At 58.7% G+C, this 26,896-nt stretch carries 22 protein-coding genes and 1 pseudogene; 20 read left to right on the forward strand and 3 right to left on the reverse strand.

Annotated elements, in window-relative coordinates:
• Positions 1-43: 43 nt before the first annotated feature.
• The 19 genes and pseudogenes from E0E17_RS19225 to crtB all read left to right on the forward strand — a co-directional run bounded on the left by E0E17_RS19225 (position 44) and on the right by crtB (position 24,106).
• On the forward strand, positions 44-562 hold the full coding sequence (locus E0E17_RS19225; protein ID WP_130835779.1) for an Hcp family type VI secretion system effector: 519 nt from the start codon (positions 44-46) through the stop codon (positions 560-562).
• 69 nt (positions 563-631) lie between these two features.
• On the forward strand, positions 632-1,075 hold the full coding sequence (locus E0E17_RS19230) for a type VI secretion system baseplate subunit TssE (RefSeq protein ID WP_130835780.1): 444 nt from the start codon (positions 632-634) through the stop codon (positions 1,073-1,075).
• A gap of 39 nt (positions 1,076-1,114) precedes the next feature.
• Positions 1,115-2,956, forward strand: a complete 1,842-nt coding sequence (gene tssF, locus E0E17_RS19235; RefSeq protein WP_130835781.1) for a type VI secretion system baseplate subunit TssF — start codon at positions 1,115-1,117, stop codon at positions 2,954-2,956.
• Positions 2,949-3,902 (forward strand): type VI secretion system baseplate subunit TssG, encoded by a 954-nt coding sequence (tssG, locus tag E0E17_RS19240; protein ID WP_130835782.1) that lies wholly within the window; start codon positions 2,949-2,951, stop codon positions 3,900-3,902. Before tssF ends, tssG begins: the two co-directional genes overlap by 8 nt.
• Positions 3,903-3,918: 16 nt before the next feature.
• Complete coding sequence (gene vgrG / locus E0E17_RS19245) at positions 3,919-6,204, forward strand: type VI secretion system tip protein VgrG (RefSeq protein WP_130835783.1); 2,286 nt, start codon at positions 3,919-3,921, stop codon at positions 6,202-6,204.
• 13 nt (positions 6,205-6,217) lie between these two features.
• On the forward strand, positions 6,218-8,413 hold the full coding sequence (locus tag E0E17_RS19250; RefSeq protein ID WP_130835784.1) for a DUF2169 family type VI secretion system accessory protein: 2,196 nt from the start codon (positions 6,218-6,220) through the stop codon (positions 8,411-8,413).
• 26 nt (positions 8,414-8,439) lie between these two features.
• Positions 8,440-9,540 carry a pentapeptide repeat-containing protein gene (locus E0E17_RS19255; protein WP_130835785.1) on the forward strand — a complete coding sequence of 367 codons (1,101 nt, stop codon included), beginning with the start codon at positions 8,440-8,442 and terminating at the stop codon, positions 9,538-9,540.
• Positions 9,533-10,144: a DUF3540 domain-containing protein gene (locus tag E0E17_RS19260; RefSeq protein ID WP_130835786.1), complete on the forward strand. Its 612-nt coding sequence runs from the start codon at positions 9,533-9,535 to the stop codon at positions 10,142-10,144. Before E0E17_RS19255 ends, E0E17_RS19260 begins: the two co-directional genes overlap by 8 nt.
• A gap of 5 nt (positions 10,145-10,149) precedes the next feature.
• The gene (locus E0E17_RS19265) at positions 10,150-10,515 is read left to right on the forward strand and encodes a PAAR-like domain-containing protein (protein WP_130835787.1); all 366 of its coding nucleotides are present in this window, start codon (positions 10,150-10,152) and stop codon (positions 10,513-10,515) included.
• Positions 10,516-10,576: 61 nt separating this feature from the next.
• Complete coding sequence (gene tssK, locus E0E17_RS19270) at positions 10,577-11,932, forward strand: type VI secretion system baseplate subunit TssK (protein ID WP_130835788.1); 1,356 nt, start codon at positions 10,577-10,579, stop codon at positions 11,930-11,932.
• A gap of 221 nt (positions 11,933-12,153) precedes the next feature.
• Positions 12,154-13,335 (forward strand): annotated as a pseudogene (icmH, locus tag E0E17_RS19275) (type IVB secretion system protein IcmH/DotU); the annotation flags it as partial.
• 11 nt (positions 13,336-13,346) lie between these two features.
• Positions 13,347-16,778, forward strand: coding sequence for a type VI secretion system membrane subunit TssM (gene tssM, locus E0E17_RS19280; protein ID WP_130835790.1), 3,432 nt, complete (start codon positions 13,347-13,349; stop codon positions 16,776-16,778).
• Between the two features lie 21 nt (positions 16,779-16,799).
• Positions 16,800-17,153, forward strand: a complete 354-nt coding sequence (locus E0E17_RS19285) for a DUF6277 family protein (RefSeq protein ID WP_130835791.1) — start codon at positions 16,800-16,802, stop codon at positions 17,151-17,153.
• A gap of 470 nt (positions 17,154-17,623) precedes the next feature.
• Positions 17,624-18,181, forward strand: coding sequence for a YtfJ family protein (locus tag E0E17_RS19290; protein WP_130835792.1), 558 nt, complete (start codon positions 17,624-17,626; stop codon positions 18,179-18,181).
• A gap of 167 nt (positions 18,182-18,348) precedes the next feature.
• Positions 18,349-19,254, forward strand: coding sequence for a polyprenyl synthetase family protein (locus tag E0E17_RS19295; RefSeq protein ID WP_130835793.1), 906 nt, complete (start codon positions 18,349-18,351; stop codon positions 19,252-19,254).
• Position 19,255: 1 nt separating this feature from the next.
• Positions 19,256-20,539, forward strand: coding sequence for a glycosyltransferase (locus E0E17_RS19300; RefSeq protein ID WP_130835794.1), 1,284 nt, complete (start codon positions 19,256-19,258; stop codon positions 20,537-20,539).
• On the forward strand, positions 20,536-21,705 hold the full coding sequence (crtY, locus tag E0E17_RS19305; RefSeq protein ID WP_130835795.1) for a lycopene beta-cyclase CrtY: 1,170 nt from the start codon (positions 20,536-20,538) through the stop codon (positions 21,703-21,705). Before E0E17_RS19300 ends, crtY begins: the two co-directional genes overlap by 4 nt.
• Entirely contained in the window at positions 21,702-23,183 is a 1,482-nt protein-coding gene (locus E0E17_RS19310) for a phytoene desaturase (protein ID WP_130835796.1), read from the forward strand. Before crtY ends, E0E17_RS19310 begins: the two co-directional genes overlap by 4 nt.
• A complete protein-coding gene (gene crtB / locus E0E17_RS19315; protein ID WP_237680848.1) occupies positions 23,180-24,106 on the forward strand; it encodes a 15-cis-phytoene synthase CrtB in 927 nt (308 codons plus the stop codon). The genes E0E17_RS19310 and crtB overlap by 4 nt, the downstream gene beginning before the upstream one ends.
• On the opposite strand, the gene E0E17_RS19320 is transcribed toward crtB, so the two are convergent.
• The 3 genes from E0E17_RS19320 to E0E17_RS19330 all read right to left on the reverse strand — a co-directional run bounded on the left by E0E17_RS19320 (position 24,045) and on the right by E0E17_RS19330 (position 25,621).
• Positions 24,045-24,578: a sterol desaturase family protein gene (locus tag E0E17_RS19320; protein WP_130835856.1), complete on the reverse strand. Its 534-nt coding sequence runs from the start codon at positions 24,576-24,578 to the stop codon at positions 24,045-24,047. The two genes, crtB and E0E17_RS19320, sit on opposite strands and share 62 nt — an antisense overlap.
• A 105-nt stretch (positions 24,579-24,683) precedes the next feature.
• Positions 24,684-25,175: a DMT family transporter gene (locus E0E17_RS19325; protein ID WP_130835797.1), complete on the reverse strand. Its 492-nt coding sequence runs from the start codon at positions 25,173-25,175 to the stop codon at positions 24,684-24,686.
• 11 nt (positions 25,176-25,186) lie between these two features.
• Entirely contained in the window at positions 25,187-25,621 is a 435-nt protein-coding gene (locus E0E17_RS19330) for a DMT family transporter (protein ID WP_130835798.1), read from the reverse strand.
• Between the two features lie 97 nt (positions 25,622-25,718).
• On the opposite strand from E0E17_RS19330, the gene E0E17_RS19335 reads away from it, so the two are divergent.
• Positions 25,719-26,654 (forward strand): LysR family transcriptional regulator, encoded by a 936-nt coding sequence (locus tag E0E17_RS19335; RefSeq protein ID WP_130835799.1) that lies wholly within the window; start codon positions 25,719-25,721, stop codon positions 26,652-26,654.
• The last annotated feature ends 242 nt before the right edge of the window (positions 26,655-26,896 follow it).

Here is a 26,896-nt window from a genome sequence, read left to right on the forward strand (position 1 = left end):
GCCGCATATTTAACGAGTATCACGTCACTTCAGGAGCAAATCAATGTCAGCGTTAGTGGATTATTTTCTTAAAATCGAAGGTGTGGAAGGTGAGTCTCCGGATCAGGCGTACAGCGGCTGGATCCAACTCCAGGCCTGGCAATGGTCGGAAGAAAACGCCGGGCGCTGGGGATTCGGCAGCGGTGGCGGCTCCGGCAAAGTCGAGATGAAAGATTTCGAATTTCGCATGGTGACCAACAAGGCCTCGCCGAAACTTTTTATGATGTGCGCCACCGGCGAACATATCCCGCAGGCCCGTCTGGTCTGTCGTAAATCGGGTAACGGACAGCAGGACTTCATGACCGTAACCTTCAGCCACTGTCTGGTTTCCTCCTTCAAAACCGTTGGCAATATGCCACCCGGCGTGGCCGGCGCCCCGCAGGTTGATACCGTGTTGCCTACTGATGTGATCAGCCTGAACTTTGCGCGTATCGAATTTGAGTACAAAGAGCAGAAAAACGATGGCTCCATGGGCGCAGTGATTAAATCGGGTTACGATCTGAAACTGAATGCCCGTATCTGATGGTCGTAAATCTACCTGACAGCTCCACAGCTGTGGTGCAGTTTGGGTTTTATCTCAAAGGAATGAACAATGACAACGTCGGCTCCTCTACTGTTTGATAAGTTGAGTTTGTGCCATGGACAGGCCCGTCTACCGCACTGGCGTACGGTACTGCTGCGCGATATCGAATACTTACTGAACGACGCCGCGCACAGCGCAACCCTGAACCTCAGCGCTTATCCCCAGTGTGTTACCTCGGTGGTTAATTACGGTTTGCCCCCGCTCAGTCAGCAGGTGCCGGTGGTTAGCGATCTGATGACGCTGGCGTGGCAGATACAGCGCATTATCGCCACCTTCGAACCGCGCCTGGATCCACGCTCGATTAAAGTGGTGCCGCTCATCGATAAGGATCAGACCTGCGTGCTGGCCCTGTTGTTCGCTATCCACGCCCGTTGTCACCTCCCCGCTGAGGCGGGCCTTGTCAGCCTGCGTATCGCCTTTGATTACGCGCAGGGTACGGTGCGCGCGCTATAACGGCAACGCGGACAACGGATGAACCAACGGGAGCGGCAGATGCTCAGTGAAAGTTTTCTCGCTTTATATAACGAAGAGTTGCGCGCGTTGCGTGAAGACGGGCAGCGCTTTGCCCGTATGCATCCCCAGGTTGCCCAACAGCTTGGAATGCGGGCGGACGGCGTAGTTGATCCCTTTGTGGAGCGTTTGCTGGAAGGAAGCGCTTTTCTCAGCGCGCGTATTCAGGAGCGGCTCAATAATGAGCAGCCGGAGTTTGCCCTGCAGATGCTCGCCCGACTGGCGCCTTTCTGGTATACCCCGCAACCCTCCATCGCCACCCTTGCGCTGGAGCCCGATTTAACCTCGCCGCAATGGCACCCTGCAGTGACCCTGCCCAGGGGCAGCAACATGCTGCTGCACGACGCCTCGCTCAGCGGTAAGCCGGTGACCTTCACCACCGGCCGCTCGCTGACGTTGCAGCCGGTCATGATTGTCGCAGCCGAATGCGCCACCGCTCCGTCCACCGCGCTGCCCCGGCAGGTGGCTGCTGCTTTGCAGCCCGGCGAGGCGCATATCGTCCTGCGTTTCAGCAGCAAGGGCGTCGTCACGCTGGCAGAACTCGATTTTTCGCCGCTGATTCTGACCCTCACCGGGGATGAGGTTAAAGCGCATCAGCTGCTGTCGGTGCTGCTGAATGACACCGCGCAGATCCTGTTATGGGGAAAAAATGAGGGTCAGCTTTTTATGCACAGGCTGACCCCGGATCAGTTGCGTCAGGGCGGACTGAACCGCGAAGAGGCATTGCTGCCGCGCGCCACAGGCGAGCTGCCGGGTTACGCGTTGCTGCGCGAATATTTTGCTGCGCCATCCCGCTTTTTCTGCCTGGAATTAGCAGGGATGAACGATTTTTTACAGCGTGGCACCCGGTGCGATGCGTTTGAAATATTGTTTCTGCTACGCCATTGTCCCCCGTCACTGGTGGATCGCATCAGTGCCGATGATTTTCGCCTGTTTGCGACCCCGGTGATTAATCTGAGCAAGCGGCGCTGCAGCCCGGTGCTGATCACCGGCGAGCACAGTGAATATCCGGTCATAGTCGACCACCTTAATCCGCAACGCTACCGCATCCATCATCTGCTCAGCGTGAACGGATTACTGGCCGATAGCTCGTATGTCCCTTTTTCTCCCCTGCACGGCTATGCACGTTTTAACGAAACCTCTCAGCCTGCCGGCTATAGCCTGCGCCGCTGTCAGCCGATCAGCTCCCCGGATGCGCCCGCCTCCACCGCTTTGCTGGAGGAGCGTCTGTTTATCGCCTTTTCAGCCGGTGAAAGCGGACTGGATGTCGACCAGGTGACGTCGCTCGCCATTGAAGCCATGGTCTGCGATCGCTCTCTGATCCCTTCCCGACTGCAACAACCCGCTTTTCACGCCGGGACAATGCTTCCTGTCAGGCAGATCGAGATGCTGCGTCACCCCTCATCGCCGGGTGACCTGCCGGCACTGTCGCAGGCCTGGAAGGCCCTGCAGTTACTGGCCTGTAATCCGTTGCGCTACGCCTTGCCGGCGGTGCCTGATATCGCGGAACTGCTGCAGGAATGGCTTTCGTTGTTCTGTCAGCCAGCGGCGCGCAGTCAGCATAAACGGATCACCAGCATCCGTCATGCCGCTGTGGCGCACAACTTTGAGCGCAGCCCGCTGCCGGGACCGATCGCCTGGAGCCGTGGCGTGGAAGTGACGCTGGACCTGCTGGGTAGCCACCACAGCGATCAGGGCGCGCTGCTGTTTGCGCGTATCCTGCATCACGCGCTGGCCGAGTACTGCGAACTGGGGCAGAGCTTGCGCATGCATGTCAGGGTCGATGGTGAAACGGCAGCACACTGGGGGCCGCTCTATGCCTGAGAAATCCCCCTTTGTGGCTGGTCTGTCGGCCAGCCAGGATTTTTTTGAACTGCTGCGCCGGATCGATCGTGCCGTGCCGACCCGTTCCCGACTGGGCACAACGGGCGACGGCAGCCACCGCTATCTACGTATCGTACAGCTTGCCGATATGAGCTTTGCTCCGCGGGAAGTGGTGGATGTGCGTCAGACGCCAGCGCCGCTGACCCTCTGTTGCCGACATTTCGGTCTCTTTGCCCCCTATGGTCCGCTCCCGATTCATATGACGGAACATGCCCGTCATGAGCTGCTGGCGCGCCGTAACCCGGCTTTTCAGGATCTGGCGGCGCTGCTGAGCCAGCGCATGGCGATCCTGCACTATCGTGCCTGGGCGCAACTGCATGTCTCGGTCGGCCATGACCGCAGCCAGCACAACCCCTTTTTATCTCATCTGCGCCAGCTGGCTGGTCTGCCTCCGGGAATCACGCATAACAAGCATATTCAACGGGTGCGCCAGGCCTTTCCCGGCGCTTTTTTGCCCGGCAGGGGATCGCTGAGGCATTTACAGGCCCTGCTTACCCATTATTTCGCGTTGCCGGTCAGCCTTATTGCCGGGCGCGGTCTCTGGATCGATGCAGCATGCAGTCAGGACAGTCAGCGCATGGGGAAACTGGGCGTGACGCGCCTGGGACGACGCTTTTTCGATGTGCAGCACAGTCTGGTGGTGAATATAGGTCCGGTGTCAGTGCGCGATTATCACTGTTTTCAGCGTGGCAGTGAGCGTCTGCAGGCGCTGGTGCATATCTGTCATGACGCTGTCCGTTATCGCAAAGTGCTGGAGATTCATTTACTGATCCAGACCTCGCCAGAGATGGCGGCTCACCTTGGTCAGGTAAGACCCGGCCGGAATGGCTGGCTGAAACCGCGCTCAGCGTTAATCGATCAGCGCCTGTACAGAACGGTGACCTGATAAACAAGGGAATGCAATGCCGTTGATAACGATTGAAAATGAAAAGCTGGCCGCTCTGGGGGCGTTTCCGCTGAGTTTTACCACCCGGGAGCAGCTTTCCGTTAATCCGCTTTATCAGCTGGAATTTCAGGTTGCCGATGCTGATCTTGATCTGAGCGCCCTGTTGGGCGATATCGTGAAGGTCAACATTGAACTGCCTGAAGCGGCAGGTTACCGCACATTTTTCACCTATGTAGTGGCGGGCTTTGATGCCGGACAGCGTCAGAATCAGTTTGTCTATCGTCTGGAACTGAGTAGCTGGTTGTGGTTTTTGCTGCAAAACAGCAACAGCCGGATTTTTCAGGATGAAACGGTTATTACCATTGTTGATCAGGTGTTTGCCCGCTATCCCCTTGCGGATTATCGCTTTGATATTACAGAGAGTTATCCGCAGAAAGCTTATTGCGTCCAGTTTGCGGAAAGCGATCTGAACTTTATCAACCGGATACTGGAGGCGGCGGGTCTCTGGTATTACATTGAGCACAGCGACACGCAAAACACGCTGGTGATTACCGATCGTCAGCGCTTTCCGCTGCTGGAGAGGCACTATGCGCAGTTGCCCTTTCTGCCCGATGGCGAAGAACAGCGGGCGATCAGAGAAGGTATTCAGGCCCTCCGGCGCAGTCAGCGCATCCACGCCAGCACCATTGTACTGCGCGATTATGATTTTCTTCATCCGCGCAATACCCTGCAGACGCAGGTAGAAAGCGACCGCATCCCGCTGCCAGGCATACCGCTGGAACAGTACGACTATGCGGCGGGTTATACCGATACCCGACAAGGTGAAGAGATCGCCCGTCGACGCCTTGAGGCGATCCAGTGTGCCGGACAGAGGTTACAGGGCGAGAGCAACGCCTGCGGGCTGAAAGCAGGCTACACCTTTGCGCTTATTCAGCATCCGGATGCCGCCCGCAACTGTCGCTTCAGACTGACAGGCTGCGATTACACCTTTGTGCAGGACGGGCCCGACAGCGCCAGCACTGGCCGCAACGTTGTCTGCCGTTTCACGGCGCTGAGCGAGGATATGCCCTGGCGTCCCGCCTGTACCACGCCGCGTCCGCAGCTGCCTGGCATTCAGAGCGCAACGGTGGTCGGTGCGCCGCAGTCGGAAGTGCACACGGATCAATATGGCCGCATTCGCGTGCATTTTCACTGGGATCGCGATAACAGTATGGAGGAAAACAGCTCCTGCTGGATCCGGGTCGTTCAGGCCTGGGCAGGCAAAGGCTGGGGGGTACTGGCGCTGCCACGTGTCGGCCAGGAGGTGCTGGTGACCTATATTGATGGCGATCTTGATCGTCCTGTGGTCACCGGCGTGGTCTATAACGGCGAGAACCCGCCGCCTTACCGCTTGCCGGATTACATTAACTATTCCGGCCTGGTTTCCCGCTCGTTACGCTCTGGCCGTCCGCAACACGCCAGCCAGCTAACCTTCGATGATAAACGCGGCGCCGAACGTATCCTGATTCATGCAGAACGCGACATGCAGAAAAGCGTGGAACGTAATGATGCCTGTGCCATCGGCCAGGATAAATATGAAACCGTCGAACGAACCCGAACGGACTGGGCCAGTAATCATATCTCCTGCCAGGATATCAGCTTTTCCATCACGGGCATGGCGGTATCGGCCAAAGGCGGCGATCTTTCCAGCACCGGCATGCATATGTCAGCCACCGGTATCAGCACCACCTTCACGGCGGTAAGAACCTCATGCGGTGCGGTCGGGAGCGATTTTAACGGCATCTACAACGGTTTTACCGGCATTTCCAACACGTTTACCGGCATTAACACTGGCGCTGTCGGCATCAACACCCTGATGATTGGCTGCCACAGCATTATGATAGGCAACGCGAATAGCATGACCGGTAACAGCCATAGCCTGACCGGCAGCAGCAGCAGCGTGACGGGAGAAAGTTACGCCATGACCGGCAGCAGTACCAGCAACACCGGAACCAGCGTCACCTATACCGGCCTCAGCGTCGCCACCACCGGCAGCGCAACCAGCGTCACCGGCACCAGTCTCAGCAAAACCGGCAGCAGTATCAGCCTGACCGGTACCAGTTTTAGTCAAACCGGCAGCAGCGTGACGACCACTGGCAGCAGCACCAGCACCACCGGTAACAGCATGAATATCACCGGTCATTCTGTCACTCATACCGGTAGTGCAATTCATATGACCGGCATCTCGCTGAATTACACCGGTGTCACTTACTCCGACCACGGCCTCGATCTGAAAACCGTGGGTATGCAGAGCAAAAACTGAGAAGAGCCAGACCATGCGCATTATTCGTCCCCAGCAGCTGACAGTGCTCAAAAACAGTTATCAGCTTGGTCGCCACTGTCAGATGGGCATCAGCGTCATCGCGGGCTGCTACCTTTCCCGGCCAGCACACTTCGTGACGGAACCGCAAATCTGGCAGGCGTGGAAAGCGGCCCCACTCGCTTTCCGTATGCTGGATAGCGCAGAGCCCAAACCTTTCGCTGAATTTTTGCTGGCCGGCCACGCCGGAATAGGTGAGCCAGTCAGCGCGCTGGAGGTAACAGCCCACGTCGGTCCGCTGACGCGATGCTGGCAGCTGCAGGGGGAACGCAGCCAGAATGGGCGCCTCCGTCCCTTTCTGCGTAGGGCGCTGGATCACTGCCCGGGCCATGCCGAAACGTCTTCTGATAACCCTCATCCGCTGATGATCACAGCAGCGCAGGAAAAACCGCCGCATCCGGCCCTGCTGGCCCCGACGCCGGTCCCCCCCGACTTTCCGCTGCGTAAAAAGTATCTGGATCGGGTCGCCCCGCTGATGAGAGATCAGCACTATCTGGAGACCCGCTTCCCCGGTCTCCCCTCCGCTATCGACCCGCGCTATTTTCAGCTGGCCGTGCCAACGCAGTGGTTAAACGTCGCGGAGTGGCCTGACGAAGTGCCTTTTGAACTGGTGGGCTTTCGACCACAGTATGCTGCGCTGAGCGGCCGCTTTCCGGGCGTGCGGGCACGGGCGTTTATCTGGCAAAAAGGCGCAACGGCGCCGGAAGAGGTGCCATTGCTGCGTAAAACCCTCTGGTTATTGCCGGATGAAGATATTGGCCTGATGGTGTTTAGCGGCGCTATCCCTCTGCCTCACCTGTTTGCTGAACCGCCAGAAACCCTGTTAGTGGCGCTTGATGCCGTACAGGCGTTACGTGATGAAGCGCATTACCATCAGGTCTGTGCCCGTCGTCTCAATGCGCAGGCCGCGCCCTTTGAGTTTCTCAACGATCCCGACCTCATGCCTGAGCAGATGGCGTTTAACGTGATCCGCGATCTTGCCGATCATCCTGACTCCTGCCGCTACAGCGCCGCGCCGCTGCCCCGGAAGGAAGCGGCGCGGTTTTATCAGGAAATTCAGACAGCGATCGCGCTTCAGCAACAGCTTCAGGCACGCCGGGAAGCACAGAGGGAGCCCGCGCCGCCAGCAGACGCTGATGCGCTGCCGCTTTCCCCGCCTGCGGATGCGGGGACGGCCTGGCTGCAGTCCGGGGCAGCCGTCGCGGAAAATATCACCTTTACGGCCACCGATTTTTCGGGCCGCCAGCTACGCGATAAACGCTTCCGCCGCTGCATTTTTGAACGCTGCTGTTTTGATCACAGCGAACTTACTCACTGCCGGTTCGACTATTGCCGGTTTCAACACACCTCGCACCAGCATGCTGTGATGACGCAGGTACGCATTACCGACTCTTTTTTTCAGCACAGCTGTGGGCAACAGGCGCAGTTTGCCCGCTGTGAATGGGAAAAAGTGACGATGGAAGCCACCGATCTGCAGACATGTGCGCTGACGGACTGCCTGTGGCAGCACAACATCATTACCCGGGGCGATTTCAGCGCATGTCGCTTTGACCGCTGCCGAATCAGACACAGCTGCTTTACCGCCGCCACGCTGAAGCGGAGCCAGCACCAGCAGGGAGAGATACTCGCCTGCCTGTTCGAACAGTGCGACGCGCAACACAGCGCGTTTAGCGACAGCCTGCTGAAAAAGAATTCGCTTATCGGCGGTGACTGGGAGGGCAGCCGCTTTCTCAGCTGTACGCTGGAGAGCGTCACCACCGGACTGGGCGTTAACCTCTGCGCCAGCCGCTACGAGCAGTGCCAGATGGCGAAAATGGGCTTTTATCAGGCCCGTCTTCAGCACAGTCAGTTTATTCGCAGCGCTTTACAGGAGAGCTGCTGCGATAAAGCCGATCTCAGCCAGACGCAGGTCACGGCGTGCGATATGCCCGGCCTGCGCCTGCGCGAAGCTGTGCTGACGCATGCGACATGGACAGCGACCAGCCTGCAGCAGGGAATGCTGTATCACGCTGATTTACGTGATGCAACATTCAGCGCCTGCAATCTGGCCGGGGCATGCATGGCGATGGTCAGCCTTAACGCCGCCAGCCGGTTTGAACGCTGCCTGATGGAACAGGTGCAGTGGCTGCCCCGTCGCCGGGTCACTGCTTAACCGCTTACCTTGACAGGGATGATGAGATGATGCCCGCAGAGTCTGCAACCGTGCCAGAAACCGCACGCCGGATCCATGGTAAACACTTTCGCCGCCGTCAACTGAGGGACGTGACGCTGACGCAGATCCTTTTCAGCCATTGCACTTTCAGCCAGTTAACGCTGGCGCATTTTCAGGGAAAAACCCTTTATTTCGAAAACTGCAGTTTCAGTAATGTTACGCTGCAGGGGGTCAGCCTGGCGCGGTGTCTGTTCCGCCAGTGCCAGCTGGAGAATATTCGTGTCGCTGATTTTCGCTTCCTGCATCTCTCCTGCCTGGAGAGTTCATGGCGCGGACTGGATTTACGTCAGGGTCTGGCGGAACGCTGGCTGGTGACCGGCGGCCGTCTGGATGAAGTCTCCGGGGACAAAGTCGCTATCCACTACTGGACAGCCCAGGACGTTGTGTTCAGCCGCTGCAGGCTGCGCGCCAGCAAAATGCAGGACGCGACCTGGTACGGCAGTAAACTCAGTGGCGTCATCTGGCAGGCGAGTTCCCTGATTCGTCAGGTGATGGGCAGTTGCCAGCTGGAGCGCTGTCGCTACACAGGCAACCAGTGCGACACGCTGGTATGGAGTCACTGCCAGCTCCATAAGATTAATTTCCGCCAGCTGAAGCTGGAAAACGCCAGTTTTCAGCAGTCGCAACTGTACGCCTGTAACCTGAAGGGCTGCAACCTTGGCGCGGCCCTGTTTACCCACGCCGCGCTGTCCCGTTGCGATCTCTCTTATGCACAATTGCCCTGGGCACAACTGACCGATGCGGTAATACGCGACTGTCATCTGGTCGCCACCCGGCTGACGCACTCCTGCCTGCGGCGCGCGCATCTCAGCGCATGTCATCTGTTACAGACCGATTTTACGCGGGCCGATTTACGCTGCGCTGATGTCAGTGACAGCCCGCTTGGCGTAGCCCGGACTGCCAACGCGCGTTTTCATGGCGCGCAACTACATCCCCGGGATCGACATCTGCAGACCGCAGAGCCCCTGCTGATGCAAATTGAAAAGTGGTACAGCCAGCATCAGCCTGGCCCACAAATCCGCTCCCACTCACCCTTACCCCCGACAGGAGTCCATCATTATGTTTGAGTTAACCCCGCCCTGTGCTGTTGCGTCCTCTCCCGACGAGGCAGGTTGTCACCCTTCGCCGGATACGCCGCCTCCATGTCCGCAGGGCGTGATCACCGATCGCCTCTGTATCGATGCCAGAGGCGAGCTGCGGCTCGCCAGTTACCGGGATTTCTCGCTGCTGACGGCGGCCAGCTGTCTGATTCAGCCAGCAGCGGATGATGTGGTTTGCGCTCTGTTTCACCAGCAGCAGGCTTTTGTTATCGCCATCTTACAGCGCCTGCGGAAAGATGGCGCGCTGGTGCTGTATGCAGGCGAGCAGCCTCTGCATATCGCGGCACCGACGCTGGCTCTGCACGGCACAGAGCAGGTGAAAATTCACAGCGGGCATTTTTCCCTGCTGACCCGCACAGCGCACTGCTGCGCAAACACTCTACACCAGGTGACACAGTCATTATTTATCAGCACGCAACACGCGCATAAACAAGTCACGCATCTGGATGCGACCGAAGCCGGGCATATCAGCCAGCATGCGCAACAGAGTATCGTCCTGCACGGGCGTATTGGTTCGATTCACGCCTCCGCCGCCCTCAGAATCGATGGCGGTCAGGTACATATGGGGTAAAGCCAGTGACAGCAGCAAATACCCGGGCCGGTGGCATGAGTTTTGCCGTCTGCGATCCGATGATTCCGATCCCCGGCATCAATATGGCACCAAATGTGACCGCCATCCCTAATGTCAGCCACTATTTTTGCTGCGGAGGTAACGAGCAGAATCTGGCTAGCCTGCGCCTGTTTACTATCGATACCGGCATGGTGCTGGGGACGGCTTCCGGCACCCACTCGGCCAAAATGGATCCGATGCAGGGCTCGGGAAAATATTTCATTCAGGGCAGTCCCGCCACGCGTTTAGGGGATATGAGCATGACGAACAATTACAACGCTTTATGCACGCAGCTCATTCCGAGCCAGACCAAGTATTTTATCAATGCCTAGGACGTGCTGGATGGCTGACCGCTGAGCGGGCGCTGCCCGTTATCAGACAAGGATGACTGTGATGTTTTTAAAACACCGTGTTGCCTGGGTTGAAGGCATGCTGATGGAACCCCAGCATTTCCAGCAGCAGGAGCGTTATTTTGAACATCTTCTCGACCAGCGCATACGTAGCACTGTTGCGCTGGCCTGGGGATTTCAAACACTGAAGCTTAATCAGGGCTTGCTGGAACAGGGAAAAGTGGCGCTGAACAGCGCCTGCGGCGTTTTCCCCGACGGCACGCCTTTTACGCTGGGCAATGGCGATCCGCTGCCGCTGCCGCTTGATCCCGGTGAGGATTGTCAGGGGCAGGTGATTGGCCTGAGCATACTGCGTGATATGCCGGGCAATCCCTTTATTGATCTGAGCCAGAGCCAGCGCTGTAGTCGCTACAGCGTAGTGGAGGCGGAGATTCCGGATCGCCATCCCGGCAACGCTGCGCAGGGCGCGCCGCTGGCCGCGCGACTTCAGCTGGGTCAGTTACAAACCCGCCTGAATCTGCGCAGCGCCAGCAGCGAGGCGGAAGTCGTGCTGCCGGTGGCGTTGATCAAAGAGCGTACCCGCGATGGCCGCCTGCTGCTGGATGGTGATTACCTGCCACCCATGCTCGACTTTCGGGCCAGCGGCTGGCTTGAAAACGCAGCCAGCGAGCTGCTGGGCCTGCTGAGTCAGCGCCTGGAAGTGCTCTGTCGCCCCGATGTGCCACTGACCCCAGGAGGATTGTCTGAACTGCTTGAGCTGCTGCTGTTGCAGACGCTCAGTGAATATCATCTGCAGCTCTCTCATCTCCTGGTCCAGCGTCAGGTCCACCCGGAGCGTCTGTTCTACATCCTGCTGGGGTTGCTGGGACGCCTGAATATCCTGCCCGGCGGCAGGAAAATCTGGCAGCAGCAGGACTTACATTACCGGCACCATGAACCCCATCACGGTTATTGCGCCCTGTTTACTGCGCTGCGACGCGCGCTCTCGCTGGTAATTGAAGCACCGGCCGTGGCGTTGCCCTTTGTGGAGCATGGCGACAACCTCTATCTCTGCGCGAATGATGCACAGCGCCGGATGGAAAAGCTCATTTTTGTGGTAACAACGCAGCTTCCGGCCGACGCGGTACGCACGCGTTTTCCGGCACAGACCAAGCTGGGACCGGTCGAAAAAATTGTCCAGCTTATCGACTTACAGCTGCCTGGCGCACGTTTGTTGCCCATGGCGACGCCGCCGCGTTATCTGCCCTATTACCCCGACAGCCTCTATTTCGAGGCCGACAGCAGCGACCCGCTCTACAGTGAGATGCTGGCGGGCAGCGCGATGGCGCTCAGTATTGTCGGCGATTTTCCCGGTTTGCGCTTTGAGGCCTGGGGACTGCGCCAGGGGAGGCAGGGATGACAGAGCCCGAACCTTCGCTCGCTGATCCTCTCGCGCCAGTACCTCAGTCAGCAAACAGGCTCCCCTGGCAGCAGAGTGACCCGCGGCTGACCTTAAGGGCACTCTGGCCCCCGTCAAGCCAGCCAGAGAGGCAGACGACACAGGGCCCGCCTGCAGCCGGGCCTGATGTGACGGCGCTGCCGGGACAGGCGACTCACGAGCGCTGTACGGACACCGCTTATCCCGCCGCGTTAACAGGCGTCTGGGATAATCCTGCTATCGCCGCCGCGATGCCGCTGCTGCTGCTGATTGAACGTCTGCGCAATGATCCGGCCATGTCTCTGACGACATGGCGGCCGCGTATTGGTCGGGAAATCGATGCTTTTCAGCAGACGCTCAGCCGGAAGCCTTATCCGACTGAGGCAGTGATGCAGCTGTCTTATCTGCTGTGTACCTATATTGACGGCGTACTCGCCAGTCTGCCAACAGACGAAACGGTGCCTCAGAGCCTGCTGGTGGAATTTCACGGGGACGCCTGGGGAGGCGAAAAGTGTTTCACCCATCTGGCGCATTATCTGACGGCAGCGCAGCAAAACCGCGAGGTGCTGGCGTTTTATGATTTGATACTGGCGCTGGGGTTTGAGGGAAAATATCAGATGCTGGAGCGCGGCGCCGTTTTATTAAGGGATCTGCGCACGCACCTTCATACTCTGCTCTACGGCCAGACCCCCACGCAATCGCTGACAGACATTTGTTGTCCCTCAATTCCGCCACGACGCGCCGGGATCAGGGCTTCCCGGCTGTTCGGTTATGGCTTACTGATCGCTCTGCTGATTTACGGCCTCAGCGCATGGCATCTTCATATCCAGGCACGCCCTCTCCGTCACGCCATTCTCGCCTGGATTCCTCCTGAGCCGCGCAGGATCACTATTATGGAGACGCTGCCTGCGCCGCTGATGGATATTCTGCACGAGGGATGGCTGGAGGTACGCAGAGATCCGCGCGGCTGGCTGCTGATTTTCACCTCTGATGGCGCCTTCCATACCGGTTCGGCCCGGCTTTCCGAGTCCTTCGTACAAAAGAGAAACATTGAACGTCTGGGCCTTGCGCTGGCGCCATGGCCTGGGGATCTGGAGGTCATCGGGCATACGGACAATCAGCCTTTCCGGCGCGCCAGCGTTAACAGTAACCTCAGACTTTCTGAAGCGCGGGCAAGAACAGTGGCGAATAAGCTCCGGGAAACGGCCCTTCATCACGCGTACCCGCGTGAAATTATCGCCGTGGGTCGCGGCGAGTTCGAACCTGTGGCGGATAACGCCACGCAAGCGGGACGTCGCCGTAACCGGCGCGTCGACATTTTATGGAAAATCGGACAGCGTGACGCTGACCTGACGCCGGAGGCGTACAGGGAGCGAGGGGAATAACAGGGAGCGTTATGATACGTCGATTTTTGCTACTGATAATGATCCTGCTGGCGTGTTATGCCCTGTGGTGGATCGGCCCGCTGATCGCCATCGGCACCTTCTTTCCCCTGGCCAGCAGCGGGGTACGGCAGATCCTTATCGCCATGCTGCTGTGTTACGCGCTCTGGCCCCTGACAGCGCGCCTCGTCAGCCCTCTTTTCCGTTATGCCCGCGCGCCCTTGCCCGGACCAGAAAAGAAGAAGGTGCCGCAGGATCGGATCACTACGCGTTTTTATGATGCGCTGCGCACGCTGCAACAGGCGAACCTCTCCCGACAAAAAACGCGCTGGCAACGCTGGCGTCAGCGCTGGAGCAAAAACTACCTCAGGGAAAAGCCGTGGTTCCTGATTATGGGGCCGCCGGGGTGCGGCAAAACTGCCATGATTTATCAGAATGGTGAGGGCTTTTTGCTACCGGAACATTACGGGCTGGGCCAGACGACGGAGACCGGGCCTACCCGGGATTGCAACTGGTGGCTGACCGAACGGGCGGTCTATATCGACACGTCAGGTGAATGGCTGCAGTTACAGGATCAGAGCGAAGCGGTGAGCCACGCCCGGCAAACGCTGTTTTCTCTGATACGCCAGTATCGTCGTTTTCCGGCGATTGATGGCATGATTCTCTGCCTCAATGCCGCGGAGCTGTTCAGTGCCTCACTCAGTGAGCGTAAAACGCTGGCGGATACGTTACGGGTACGTCTGCTGGAGGCCGCTTCACTGTTTCGTTGCGACATCGCCGTTTACCTGCTGCTGAATCAGCTCGACCGGCTACCAGGCGGGGAAGCTTTTCTGACGGTGCTGAGTGACGTGCTGCTGGCAGAAGGTCTCGGTATCGCGCTGCCGGTGACTCCACAGGGGGAAAGCGCGCTGGACTGCGCTGAAGCGAGTTTTACGGCCCTGCAGACCCGCATCAGCCGCTATATTCTGGAAGTTTTACCGCATGCGCCGGACAGCCCTCTGCGTCACCAGCTACTGCTGTTTACCGAAACGCTGGGGACGCTGCGCAACAGCCTGCTGGCATTGCTGCCGCAGGTATTTCCGCGCCTGCCAGCCGGATACGCCGCCCGGTTGCGGCAGCTGTGGCTCGGCAGCATCACGACGCGTCCGGCTGGCGGCATCTATTCGCCTGCGCTTACCCGGGCGATTGACGAACGCGGCATCTTGTTGACATCCGGGCCGCTGCCGTTACCTCAGCGCCTGCTGACTGCGGGTCGTCAGGTTGTGGTCACGCTGATACTCTTCTCTCTGCTGCTGTTTATGGCTGTCCGCTATTTTCAGGAGGCTAACGCTATCGTCTGGACGGCAGCGCGTTTTGCCGAGACAAAGCGCCGGGCAGAGGAAGCGCTGCCATCAGCGCCGCACCATAATGATCTGTTGAGCGCCAGCGAACAGCTGGGTTATCTCTCTACGCCCTTTGTCGACCGTGTCGCCCCCCTGCCTTTTCCCTATGCTGAACAGCACTTGCTCAGCAAAGCACTGCAACAGACCTGGCAGCGCCACCTGTATAAGATTTTCTGGCCCGCCGTCGAACGCTTCGTGGTACAGGAACTGCATAAAAACATCCTCTCCTCCGACGCGGAAGTCTATGACAGCCTGAAAATCTATATGATGCTGCTCCATCCGCGCTACCGCGATCCCGCGCTGTTGGAAAGCTGGTTTATGCCGCGCTGGCGTGACTTTGCCCCCGCGTCATCCACAGAGCAGGATCGTCAGCGGTTCCGCGCTTATCTGCACGCGCTCTTCAGCGATCGTTCAGCCGCAGCGCCGGTAGCCAGCCCGGATGCGGCGCTGCTGCGCAGGGCGCAGCTGAGCGCGATGAAAATCCCGCTCTGGCTGCGTGTGATACATGAGATTCAGCACCAGCCGTTAGCGCCGCATATCAACAATGTTACCCTGGCTGATGCTGCCGGTCAGGAAGCGGCGCTGGTGCTGCGCCGGAAAAGCCAGAGCAGGCTTACCGAGGTAGCGATACCGGCTTTCTATACCCGTGCGGGTTATCGCGATCATTTTTTATCCCGGCTACAGGCGGTGTCAGCAGCCATCATCCGAGAAGCGCAGTGGGTGTTAAATAACGCAGCGCACGCCCTTAGCGACGCTGATGTCATCACCGCCGCGCAAAAACTGGCGGATGAGGCACAAAAGCAGTACCTGATACAGTATGCCGATGAATGGGAGCGCTTTATGCAGGATATCCGCCTGCGTCAGGTGAGCGGACTGGATGATGCGGCTCAGCTGGCACGTCAGCTTGCCGAACCGTCGTCGCCGCTGGCCACTCTGGTGCGCTATGCCGCCACCGAAGTGACGCTGCACGATGAGAACCTGGCTAACGTACCGGGCTGGCTGGCACAACAGAGCCGCCGCTTGTCACAGGTGCGGCGCGGTATCCTTGATGACCTGAACGGCCAGCGGGCACGTCACCGTACTACGCCTGAGCAAAGTATCACTGAGCGCTTCACGGCATTACGTCGTCTGGCCGGCTCGCTGGAAAACCCCGCGTCCCCTTCCGGCGATCCGCTTACCCGCGCCTTTGATCAGGTTTACAACAGCCTCGTCACCCTGACGCTTGCGCTGCGTGCCGGTCAGATTTTACCGCAAAACAGTGAATTCAGCCGGCTGGAGATCGACATGGCCGGGCAGCCTGAGCCGGTACGCAGCGTCATCATGGATCTTATTGCCATCGGACAGGCGCAAAGTCTGCAGCAGAGTAAAGAAAACCTTGGCCGCGGCATGGCTTCCCTCGCTGTCGGTTTATGTAAAAAGGCGGTCAGCGGCAGATATCCTTTCAAACGCTCGGCGCATGAAGAGGTGGGTATTGCCGATTTCGGCAGACTCTTTGCTCCCGGCGGAGCAATGCACCATTTTTTTGAGCGTTATCTCGCCCCTTACGTAGACAACCGCGGAGGACGCTGGCAGGTGAAACCTGGCAGTCAGGGCGTTGTCGGGCAGCAGACCCTCGCCGCTTTTGAAAATGCAGCGCTGATACGTGACACCTTTTTTGACGCATCGGGCAAACTGGCTCTGTCGATGCTTATCCGTCCGCTCGCGTTATCCCCTGCGTTTGCCGAAGCGGTACTGGATATTGATGGCCAGCAGATTGTGTACAGTCACGGCTACGTGCCGCCGGTACATATCAACTGGCCGGGGCCGAAAGGCGGCGTTTATGTGCAGCTGAGGCTGAAAACCCGTGACGGCAGGGTGGAGACCCTGCGCTTTGACGGTCCCTGGGCGCTGTTCCGTTTTTATGACGCCAGTCACCCCATCACCTCTGGCGAGAAGCGGCGCGAACTGACACTGACCGTAAATGGCACTGAGGCGCTTTTCCGCCTCGAACTGAGTGCGACCATGAAAGATTACCCGCTCTGGTCACGCGCCCTGACCCCGTTCCCCTGTCCGGAATCCCTTTAACCTGATAAAAGGAAATATCACATGCTGGATCCAAAAAAATTTCAGGCCTTTATCGCCTCGGGCACAAAAAGCGCGCAAGCTGCACAACAGGAATTACTGGCCCCGTTCCTGCAGGGAATAGAGACCATGGAGCTATCCGGCGCGGATACGGCCAGGACCATTATTAATAACGTGAATCAGACCTGTAAACAGATGCTGGATGAGATGAACAGCGTGTTCAGCGGCCTGCAGGAGAACGTTGATGCTCACCAGAAAATGCAAAAAGAGGAGCGGCCAAAAGATTTTGACTCAGCAATGCGCGATCTGCGCGACACGCTTGCCACTGGCTTTCCGCAAGAGATGAAGCAGTTGTTTGATAAGCTGCCTAAAATCTGAGGTTTTCCCTGACACCGAAACAGGATGCGTCCCGGAGAAGATCAAAGAGTCTGTGACTTGCTGAAATCACAACCGTCCTCCGGACGTTAAGGTAGTCTGGCGCTGGACCTGATAAGCGTTATTTGCGTGATACCAGTCACATCTTAACGTTGAATCCGTTCCGCCTGAAAAAAGCCTGCTAAAGTCATTAGCACTATTGCTGAATGAGGCAATATCCTGATACGCCCGTCCGGGCTTTATAGCCTGAAATCGTCCTGTTCCCTGGTGTTATTGCATACTGTTTCTCCCCCGGCGCGCCCGGGGGCCTTTTTTAGCTGAACAGCTAATCCGGTCCGGTCATCACTGTAGTCTGTTCAATCGCCCCCGGCGGAAAGTGGCAACCAGCAACAAGCTCAACGATACTGGCGTGAATAAAGATTGCCGGTCCGGCGCAAGCCCACCCCCACGCGATAATGTTTCCGGAGAACATCATGGCGCTGCCCGCTACTTTTGCTGTTATTGTTGCGCTTCTGCTGCCCGCAAGCACCCTGGCGCATAACTTTACTGAGGGCGCACGCGTCGCGCCGGTGGGTATTGCGGAGAACGGCGAGCTGCAATTTTCGCAGGGAAAACTGCACTATACCCGCTGGAACAGCGCCCAGCTGACCGGCAAAGTGCGCGCGCTGCTGCATATCGCCGGCCGCCTTTCTGCTAAGGATCTCAATCTGGCGCTCACCGACGCTATCGCTACGGCACGTCTGCCTGCCGATCGTTACCAGACCATCACGATTGTTAATACTGATGATGCCATTCCTGGCAGTGCCATCTTTGTACGTCGCGCCATCGAGAGCAGTAAAAAAACCGCCCCCGAATCGCAGTTTGTTATCGACAGCAAGGGAGAGGCAAAACGCGTCTGGGCACTGGCGGCGGGCAGCTCCGCTGTCGTGGTGCTCGATGCTGAGGGCAGAGTGCGTTTCGCCAGAGAGGGGGCGCTGACCTCTGCCGAGGTGCAGCAGGTGATCGCGCTGTTAAACAGGCTGCTGCAATAGCGTTTTTTGACAGCACGGCGGGCATCCCTTTCTCGCCTTTGCCGCAGAATCAGTCGTTGTAGTCACACCCAAAGTAAATTAATCCTGGTAACCTGGCATATACCGAAGCCGCAGTCTTTACTTAGCGTTAAATACCAAAGCGGTTGCGGCAATCAGGGAAAGCGATAATGACAGCCAGTGCAGAAAAAATCTGGAATGCAGAGGATGATATGCAGGCGGTGCGTCAGGCACTGCAAGCCCGTCTTGAGCAACTGTTACCGGCAGGTGAAGAGCATGACCGGGTCAGTGCCGCGATGCGTGAAGGGGTGCTGGCTCCAGGAAAGCGTATCCGGCCACTGCTGTTGCTGCTTGCCGCGCGAGATTTGGGCTGTGACGTTCGTCATCCCGGCCTGCTCGATTTTGCCTGCGCCGTTGAGATGGTGCATGCCGCCTCGCTGATGCTTGACGATATTCCGTCCATGGATAATGCCCTGCTGCGTCGTGGCCGGCCGACCATTCATCGTCAGTTCGGCGAAAACGTCGCTATTCTGGCGGCGGTCGCCCTGCTGAGTAAAGCCTTTGGTGTGGTCGCCGATGCCCGCGAGCTCTCCGACAGTTGCCGCGCGCAGGCCGTCGCGGAGCTGTCGGCCGCGGTGGGGCAGCAAGGCCTGGTGCAGGGACAATTCCGCGATCTGAGCGAAGGGGAGCATGAACGTTCACCCGAAGCGATCCTGACCACCAATGAGCTGAAAACCAGTATGTTGTTTGCAGCCACGCTGCAAATGGCGGCAATCGTAGCCGATGCGGCGTTGCCGGTGCGGCATAAGCTGCATTGTTTTGCCCGCGATCTGGGCCAGGCCTTTCAACTGCTCGACGATCTGGCGGACAGCCTGCCCACCACCGGTAAGGACATCAACAAGGATGCGGGTAAGTCTACCCTGGTGGCGATAATGGGCGCTGAGGCGGCACAGCAGCAGCTGCGTGCCCACCTGCAAAGCGCCGATGCCCATTTAGCCTGCGCCTGCGAACAGGGCGCGGCGACCCGACACTTTATGAACAGTTGGTTCAGTCAGCAACTGACCATGCTTGGCTGATATGAGCCATTACGCTGTTATTGCACCACCGCTTTACAGTCACTTCAGCGCGCTGCAGGCGCTTGCCTGCACGCTGCTGGCGCGTGGTCATCAAATCACCTTTATCCATCAGTCGGACGCGCGCAATCTGCTCAGCGATACGCGTATCGGCTTTCATGTAGTAGGGAGAGACAGCCACCCGCCCGGCTCGCTGGCACGCACCCTGCGTCGGCTGGCGAGTCCGTCCGGTCTGCTGATACACCGGGTGATCAATGATCTTGCCAGCACCACGGAGATGCTGTGTTGCGCGTTACCGGAAGCCATTGCACAGCTGGAGGTAGAGGGTCTGATTGTTGATCAGATGGAGGCGGCCGGCGGGCTGGTAGCTGAGGCGCTGGGATTACCCTTTGTTTCGGTGGCCTGTGCGTTGCCCGTCAATCGCGAGCCTGGCCTGCCGCTGCCGGTGATGCCATTTAACTACGCCACCGATGAACGGGCAAGACGACTCTATGACATGAGCAGCCGCGTGCATGACTGGCTGATGCGCCGCCAGGGAGCGGTGATCGCGCAGCACGCCCGGCGTTTTGGCCTGCCGCCCCGCCAGGCACTGCATGAATGTCTCTCCCCGCTGGCGCAGATCAGTCAGACTCTACCTCTCTTCGATTTCCCGCGGCACCAGCTGCCCGCCTGTTACCATGCGCCCGGCCCGCTGCGTGTTCCTGCCCTCTCCTCGCCTCAGCCAATGCCCTGGCCTGGCGGGTCAGCAACGCCGCGGGTTTACGCTTCGCTGGGCACGTTACAGGGTCACCGTTTTGCTTTGTTCCGTACCTTCGCGCGCGCCTGCCGCCGCGCTGGCGCGTCGCTGGTGGTGGCTCATTGTGGCGGCCTTACCCCACAGCAGGAGGAGGCGCTGCGCAGGGAGGGCGCCGCCTGGGTGACCGATTTCGTTGACCAGCCCGCAATACTGGCGCAGGCGCAGGTCGTTATTACGCACGGCGGGCTGAACACGGTCATGGATGCCATTACCCACCGCGTCCCGATTCTGTGCGTGCCGATCGCCTTCGATCAGCCAGGGGTCGCGGCACGGGTGGTCTACAGCGGCATTGGCCGCCGCATTTCGCGCTTCGCCAGCAGCAAGCTTGTTGCCGATCATTTACACGCCTTACTGACGGATGATCGCTACCAGCGGCAGCTAGCTGCGGCGCAACAGCAGCTCCGCCACGCCGGGGGCGTGGAAAAAGCGGCAGATATCGTCGAGCGCGCGCTCGGCACGCAACAGCCGGTTCTGGCGGAGACGCAGCTGTGAGACGTCACTGGGATCTCATTCTGGTCGGCGCCGGACTGGCCAATGGCCTGATCGCCTGGCGCTTACGTCAGCGTCAGCCGCAACTGAAGGTGCTGATGCTGGAAGCTGGCCCACAGGCAGGCGGCAACCATACCTGGTCCTTTCATCAGGCCGATCTTCGCCCTGAACAACACGCCTGGATCGCGCCGCTGGTGGCACATCGCTGGGAAGGTTATGACGTCCGCTTTCCTCAGCGGGTGCGTACTTTACCCGGCGGCTACCTGAGCGTGAGCGCGGAACGTTTTGCTCAGGTCATGCGTCAGGCGCTGGGAGAGAATTTACTGACCGGTTGTCCGGTGGCAGAGGTAACGCCTGCCCAGATACAGCTGGTCAGCGGCGAAACCTTCAGCGCCGCTACGGTGATTGACGGGCGCGGTTACCAGCCTGATCCCGCGCTCACCGTGGGTTTTCAGGCCTTTCTGGGGCAACAGTGGCAACTGAGTCACCCGCACGGTCTGACACGCCCAATACTGATGGACGCCACCGTGGATCAGCTGCAGGGCTTTCGCTTTATCTATACCCTGCCGCTGTCGGCTGATACCTTACTGATTGAGGATACGCGTTATACCGATGGCGCCCGGCTCGACGCTGAACAGGCGCGTCAGCAGATCGCCCGCTATGCTGAGCGCCAGGGCTGGCTGCTGGATAAACTGCAACGTGAAGAGCATGGCAGTCTGGCGATTACGCTGAGCGGTGAGCCTGACGCCTTCTGGGCGCAACGACAGGGGCAGCCGTGCAGCGGTCTGCGTGCCGGACTGTTCCATCCTACCACCGGCTATTCGCTGCCGCAGGCGGTGGCGCTGGCAGAGCGCATTGCGGCGCAGAGCGTGCTGAGCCATGAGGTGCTGTTTGCCCTGATTCAGCGCTATGCCCGCCGGCAGTGGCAGCAGCAGCGCTTTTTCCGCATTCTCAATCGTATGCTCTTTCTCGCCGGGCAGCCCGATCAGCGCTGGCAGGTGATGCAACATTTTTACCGCCTTGATGAGGGCGTGATCGACCGCTTCTACGCGGGTCAACTTACCCTGGCTGATAAGGCGCGCATCCTGACAGGCAAACCACCGGTCCCGGTACGCGCGGCGATTCAGGCCATACTCAAACTACATTCCCGGCTACGAGCGCCATTATGAAAAGAACTATCGTTATCGGGGCCGGTTTTGGCGGCCTGGCCCTGGCCATTCGGTTACAGGCAAATGGCATTCCCGTTACCCTGCTCGAACAGCGTGATAAGCCAGGCGGTCGCGCTTATGTTTATCAGGATCAGGGATTTACCTTCGACGCTGGCCCGACGGTGATTACCGATCCCTCTGCCATTGAAGCGTTGTTTACCCTGGCGGGCAAACGTATGAGCGACTACGTTGAACTGCTGCCGGTTACGCCGTTCTACCGGCTCTGCTGGGAATCCGGCAAGGTGCTGGATTACGATAACGATCAGCAACGGCTTGAGCAGCAGATTGCCCGCTTTAATCCGCATGATGTTGCCGGTTATCAGCGCTTCCTGGAGTATTCCCGCGCCGTGTTTAAAGAGGGCTATCTGAAACTGGGCACGGTGCCTTTTCTCTCTTTCCGCGACATGCTGCGCGCCGGTCCGCAGCTGGCGCGTCTGCAGGCCTGGCGCAGCGTCTACAGCAAAGTCGCCGAATTTATTGAGGATGAGCATCTGCGGCAGGCGTTCTCTTTTCACTCGCTGCTGGTAGGCGGCAACCCCTTTGCAACCTCGTCGATCTATACGCTGATTCACGCCCTGGAACGCGAATGGGGCGTCTGGTTTGCCCGCGGCGGCACCGGCGCGCTGGTGCAGGCGCTGGTGCGTCTGTTTCAGGATCTGGGGGGTGAACTGGTGCTGAACGCGCCGGTGGGTCGTCTGGAGATGCACGGCGATCGGGTCAGTGGCGTCACCCTGCAAGACGGGCGTCGCTTCGATTGTACAGCAGTCGCCTCTAACGCTGACGTGGTGCATACCTATGACAAGTTGCTCGGCCATCATCCCGCCGGTCAGGCACGGGCACGTACCCTGAAGCGCAAACGCATGAGCAACTCGCTGTTTGTGCTCTACTTTGGCCTGAATCATCATCACGATCATCTGGCGCACCATACCGTGTGCTTTGGCCCGCGTTATCGCGAACTGATTGACGATATCTTTCACAGCCAGCATCTGGCAGAAGATTTCTCGCTCTATCTGCATGCGCCCTGTACCACCGATCCCTCGCTCGCTCCGCCCGGCTGCGGCAGTTATTACGTCCTGGCACCGGTGCCTCATCTGGGTACCGCCAATCTGGACTGGGCGCAGGAAGGGCCGCGCCTGCGGGATCGTATTTTCAGCTATCTGGAGCAGTACTATATGCCCGGCCTGCACCAGCAATTAGTGACCCAGCGGATGTTTACGCCTTTTGACTTCCGCGATGAGCTGGGCGCCCATCTGGGCTCCGCCTTTTCCATCGAGCCGATACTGACGCAGAGCGCCTGGTTCCGTCCCCACAACCGCGATGATCAGATCGCCAATCTCTATCTGGTCGGCGCCGGGACCCATCCGGGCGCCGGGGTGCCGGGGGTCATTGGCTCCGCCAAAGCCACCGCCTCGCTGATGCTGGAGGATCTGACGCCATGAGTGACGCCTTTGCTGACCAGCTGACCCGCACCATGGCGGTGGGTTCGAAAAGTTTTGCCACTGCGGCAAAGCTGTTTGATGCTCGCACCCGACGCAGCACGCTGATGCTCTACGCCTGGTGCCGCCACTGCGACGATGTTATTGATGGACAAACGCTGGGTTTTGCCGATCCGGTCGCCGCCGGTGACTCTGCGGAAGCGCGCCTGTTGCGGTTACAGACCCTGACCCGTCGCGCCTGCGCGGGAGAATCGATGAGCGAGCCTGCCTTTATCGCCTTTCAGCAGGTGGCGCAGCGGCATGCTATCCCACAGCAGCAGGCGTTCGATCATCTGGAAGGCTTTGCAATGGATGTGCGTGATGAGCACTACGAAACGCTGGAGGATACGCTGCGCTACTGCTATCACGTGGCGGGCGTTGTCGGCCTGATGATGGCGCGCGTCATGGGGGTGCGTGATGAGGCTGTGCTCGACCGCGCCTGCGATCTGGGGCTGGCTTTTCAGCTGACCAATATTGCCCGTGATATCGTTGAAGATGCCCGCGTCGGACGCTGCTACCTGCCTGCGCGCTGGCTGGCTGAGGCGGGACTCAACAGGAATAATTTTGCCGATCCCGCGCACCGCGCTGCGCTGTCCCGGGTCGCCGCGCGCCTGGTCGCGGCGGCGGAACCCTATTACGCCTCGGCACGCGCCGGCATTAGCCATCTGCCGCTGCGTTCCGCCTGGGCCATCGCCACCGCACGCGGCGTCTATCGCGCCATCGGAATGAAAGTCTCTCATGCCGGTGAACACGCCTGGGATCGTCGTCAGGGTACCAGCCGGGCGGAAAAGCTTACCCTACTGCTTTCCGGCGCCGGGCTGGCGCTCAGTTCGCGGGCGGCGTCCGCTCCGGCGCGTCCGGCCGGGCTCTGGCAGCGTCCCCGTTAACCTTTTTGCCCTGCTGCGCCCGTAACGCCGCCTGCAGTTTGGGCAATGGCGGCGCATAGAGAAAACCGAAGGAGACGCACCCTTCGCGCCCCCGGACCGCATGATGCAGGCGATGCGCCATATATAAACGCTTCAGATAGCCCCGGCGTGGGATGTAACGAAATGGCCAGCGCTGATGGACCAGACCATCATGGACAATAAAGTAGAGCGCCCCGTAAGCGGTCATCCCGCCGCCAATCCACTGTAACGGCCAGTAGCCCGCGGTGCCGAGCGCAACCAACAGGATCGCCAGACCGGCAAAAAGCACAGCATAGAGATCGTTTAATTCAAACCCGCCTTTGTGGGGCTTATGGTGTGAATGGTGCCAGCCCCACCCCCAGCCGTGCATGATGTATTTGTGCGACAGCGCCGCCACGATCTCCATGCAGGCCACGGTGGCCAGCAGGATTAACATATTGCACAGGACGATCATCGTTTCTCCTGATACCAACAACAGCGGTTTATCCGCCGACAAAGGCATTTTCCATGCCCTTAGCGTAGCGGATAGTCCCCTGTTGTGCCTGTCTGGCGTGCAGGTTCAGTGACGCATCGCTGCCTGCTGTCGGCGTTTCGCAACTGCCTCTGCTTTGGTTGTGTTACTGGCATAGATAAAAAATAAGGCGATTCCCAGACAGATAACGGCCCCCAGGCGGTTCAGCGAAAAAGGTATCGTCGCATTACCCAGCCAGCCGAAGTGGTCAATCAGCATACTCATCGCCAGCTGGCCAAAGATCACCGCAACAGTCGCCACCGCCGTACCGATGCGCTGCACGGCCAGCACCATGATGACAATATAAGGCACGCCACACAGTGCCCCGAGTAGCTGCCATTTCGGCATATCCAGCAGGGTCAGCGCTTGCCTGGGTTCAAAAAAGAAAATCAGCAGTGCAGTCACCAGCGCGCCCACAGAAAACGTCAGAAAAGCGCTGCGCAATACGCCCACCCGGCTGCCCAGCTGGCCGTTAATCGTCGCCTGCACGCTGAGTAAAGCGCCGCCCAGCACCGCCAGAATAATCATCAGAACCGTCACTTTTCTCCCCCTTAGCCCTGCGCAACCAGCGCGAGCGCAGCAATAATAAACATCAGCGCAATCAGCCTTTTGCTGTCAATTCTGCGCCGCGCTGCGCCAAACAGTGCGAAATGGTCAATGATCAGGCTTTTAAATACCTGCCCCGCCAGGATGCCTATCATCGTCATGGCGATACCAATCACGGGTGTGGCCAGCGTCAGAATGACCACGTAACCCGGGCCCAGCACCCCACCCAGCAGCTGCCAGCCAGGCTGGGCAAAAAAAGAAGGGCTGTGACGTGGACTGAAGAATAGCATCAGCAGAAAGGTGAGCGCGGCGCCGACGCCGAAAATGCTGAACGTTGCCCAGAGATCGCCCACCTTACCGGCCAGCGGCCCCAGCAGACCTGCCTCAACAGACAATCCCATCCCACCCGCAATAACGAGTACTATCAATAAAAGCGGCATTACGGCGTCTCCGGTTATTCAGGTGGCGCAGCATACAGCAGCGCAGCCTGGCGAAAAACGTTATAATTCAGGAAACACTTTTGCAGGATTTGCACAAATGCAGGCAGCCAGCGCAATCAGTATGCGGGCGCTACAGTTCTTTATCAGCGTGTTCGATGCGCAAAGTTTTTCCGTAGTGGCGCGGCGTGAGGGGGTCTCTGCCTCGATGGTGTCACGCATTATTTATCAGCTGGAGGATGCGCTGGGTCAGCAGCTGTTTTATCGCAATACCCGTGCGGTGATCCCCACCGAGGCGGGCAGGCTCTTTGTGGATTATGCCCGCGTCATGACCGAGCAGCTGAGTGAAGCACGCCGGGAGTTGCAGGACCGCGCCGTGGAGCCGTCGGGGTTAATTCGCCTGAATGCGCCGGTCTTTTTCGGACAGCGTCATATCGCGCCCTGGCTGACGGGACTTTCAGTCCGTTATCCCCGTCTGCTGATGGAACTGGTATTAACTGACGACTTCATCGACCCACACCGTGAGGGCGCGGATATCATTTTTCGCATCGGCACCCTGACCAATTCCACCTTTCACGCCAGAGTTTTTGGCACCCAGCGCTATTATCTTGCCGCCGCGCCCGCCTATTTACGACAACACGGGTCACCAGAGAGTCCTGACGCCTTCAGCCAGCATCAATGCCTGGTGTATAAAGGCTCCTCCGGTCCCAACCGCTGGCTGTTCCGGATACCCGGAGGGGCCTGGGTGCACTACCCGGTTGCCGCGCTGCTGACCTCCAATCATGCGGAAACCCTCCTGACGGCGGCATTAGACGGGATGGGCATGGTGCTGTTCCCGGACTGGCTGATTGGCGATGCGTTAAAAAAAGGACAGCTTATCCGGCTGTTACCGGATTATGAGGCTGCGATTAATACCGAGCCTCAGCAGATCGCCGCCATTTATCCTCATGCGCGTCATCCTCCACTCAATATCAGAGCCGTGATTGACTATTTCGTCACGGTCTACGGATCGCCGCTCTACTGGCAGTCTCTCTGAAGAAGGGCTTCCGTCAGCGCTGGCGCTGATGCTGTAAGTAGCGAAACCAGAAGCGTCGGAGATAAAACAGTATCAGGCGCAGAATAAAAACAGGTGATTTAATAAAGCGGTGATTTTCATCCATGACCACAGCGGTATCCATTTCGCATTGTTCGCAGTTGCAGTAAAAGAAAAACTTCTCTTCTGAAGTCAGAGGAGCGAAACATTTAACGCACCGGTCAGCCATGTGAACCTTTTATCTT

The sequence above is a fragment of the [Erwinia] mediterraneensis genome, from assembly GCF_900604315.1.
Taxonomy (GTDB): Bacteria; Pseudomonadota; Gammaproteobacteria; order Enterobacterales; family Enterobacteriaceae; genus Pantoea; species Pantoea mediterraneensis_A.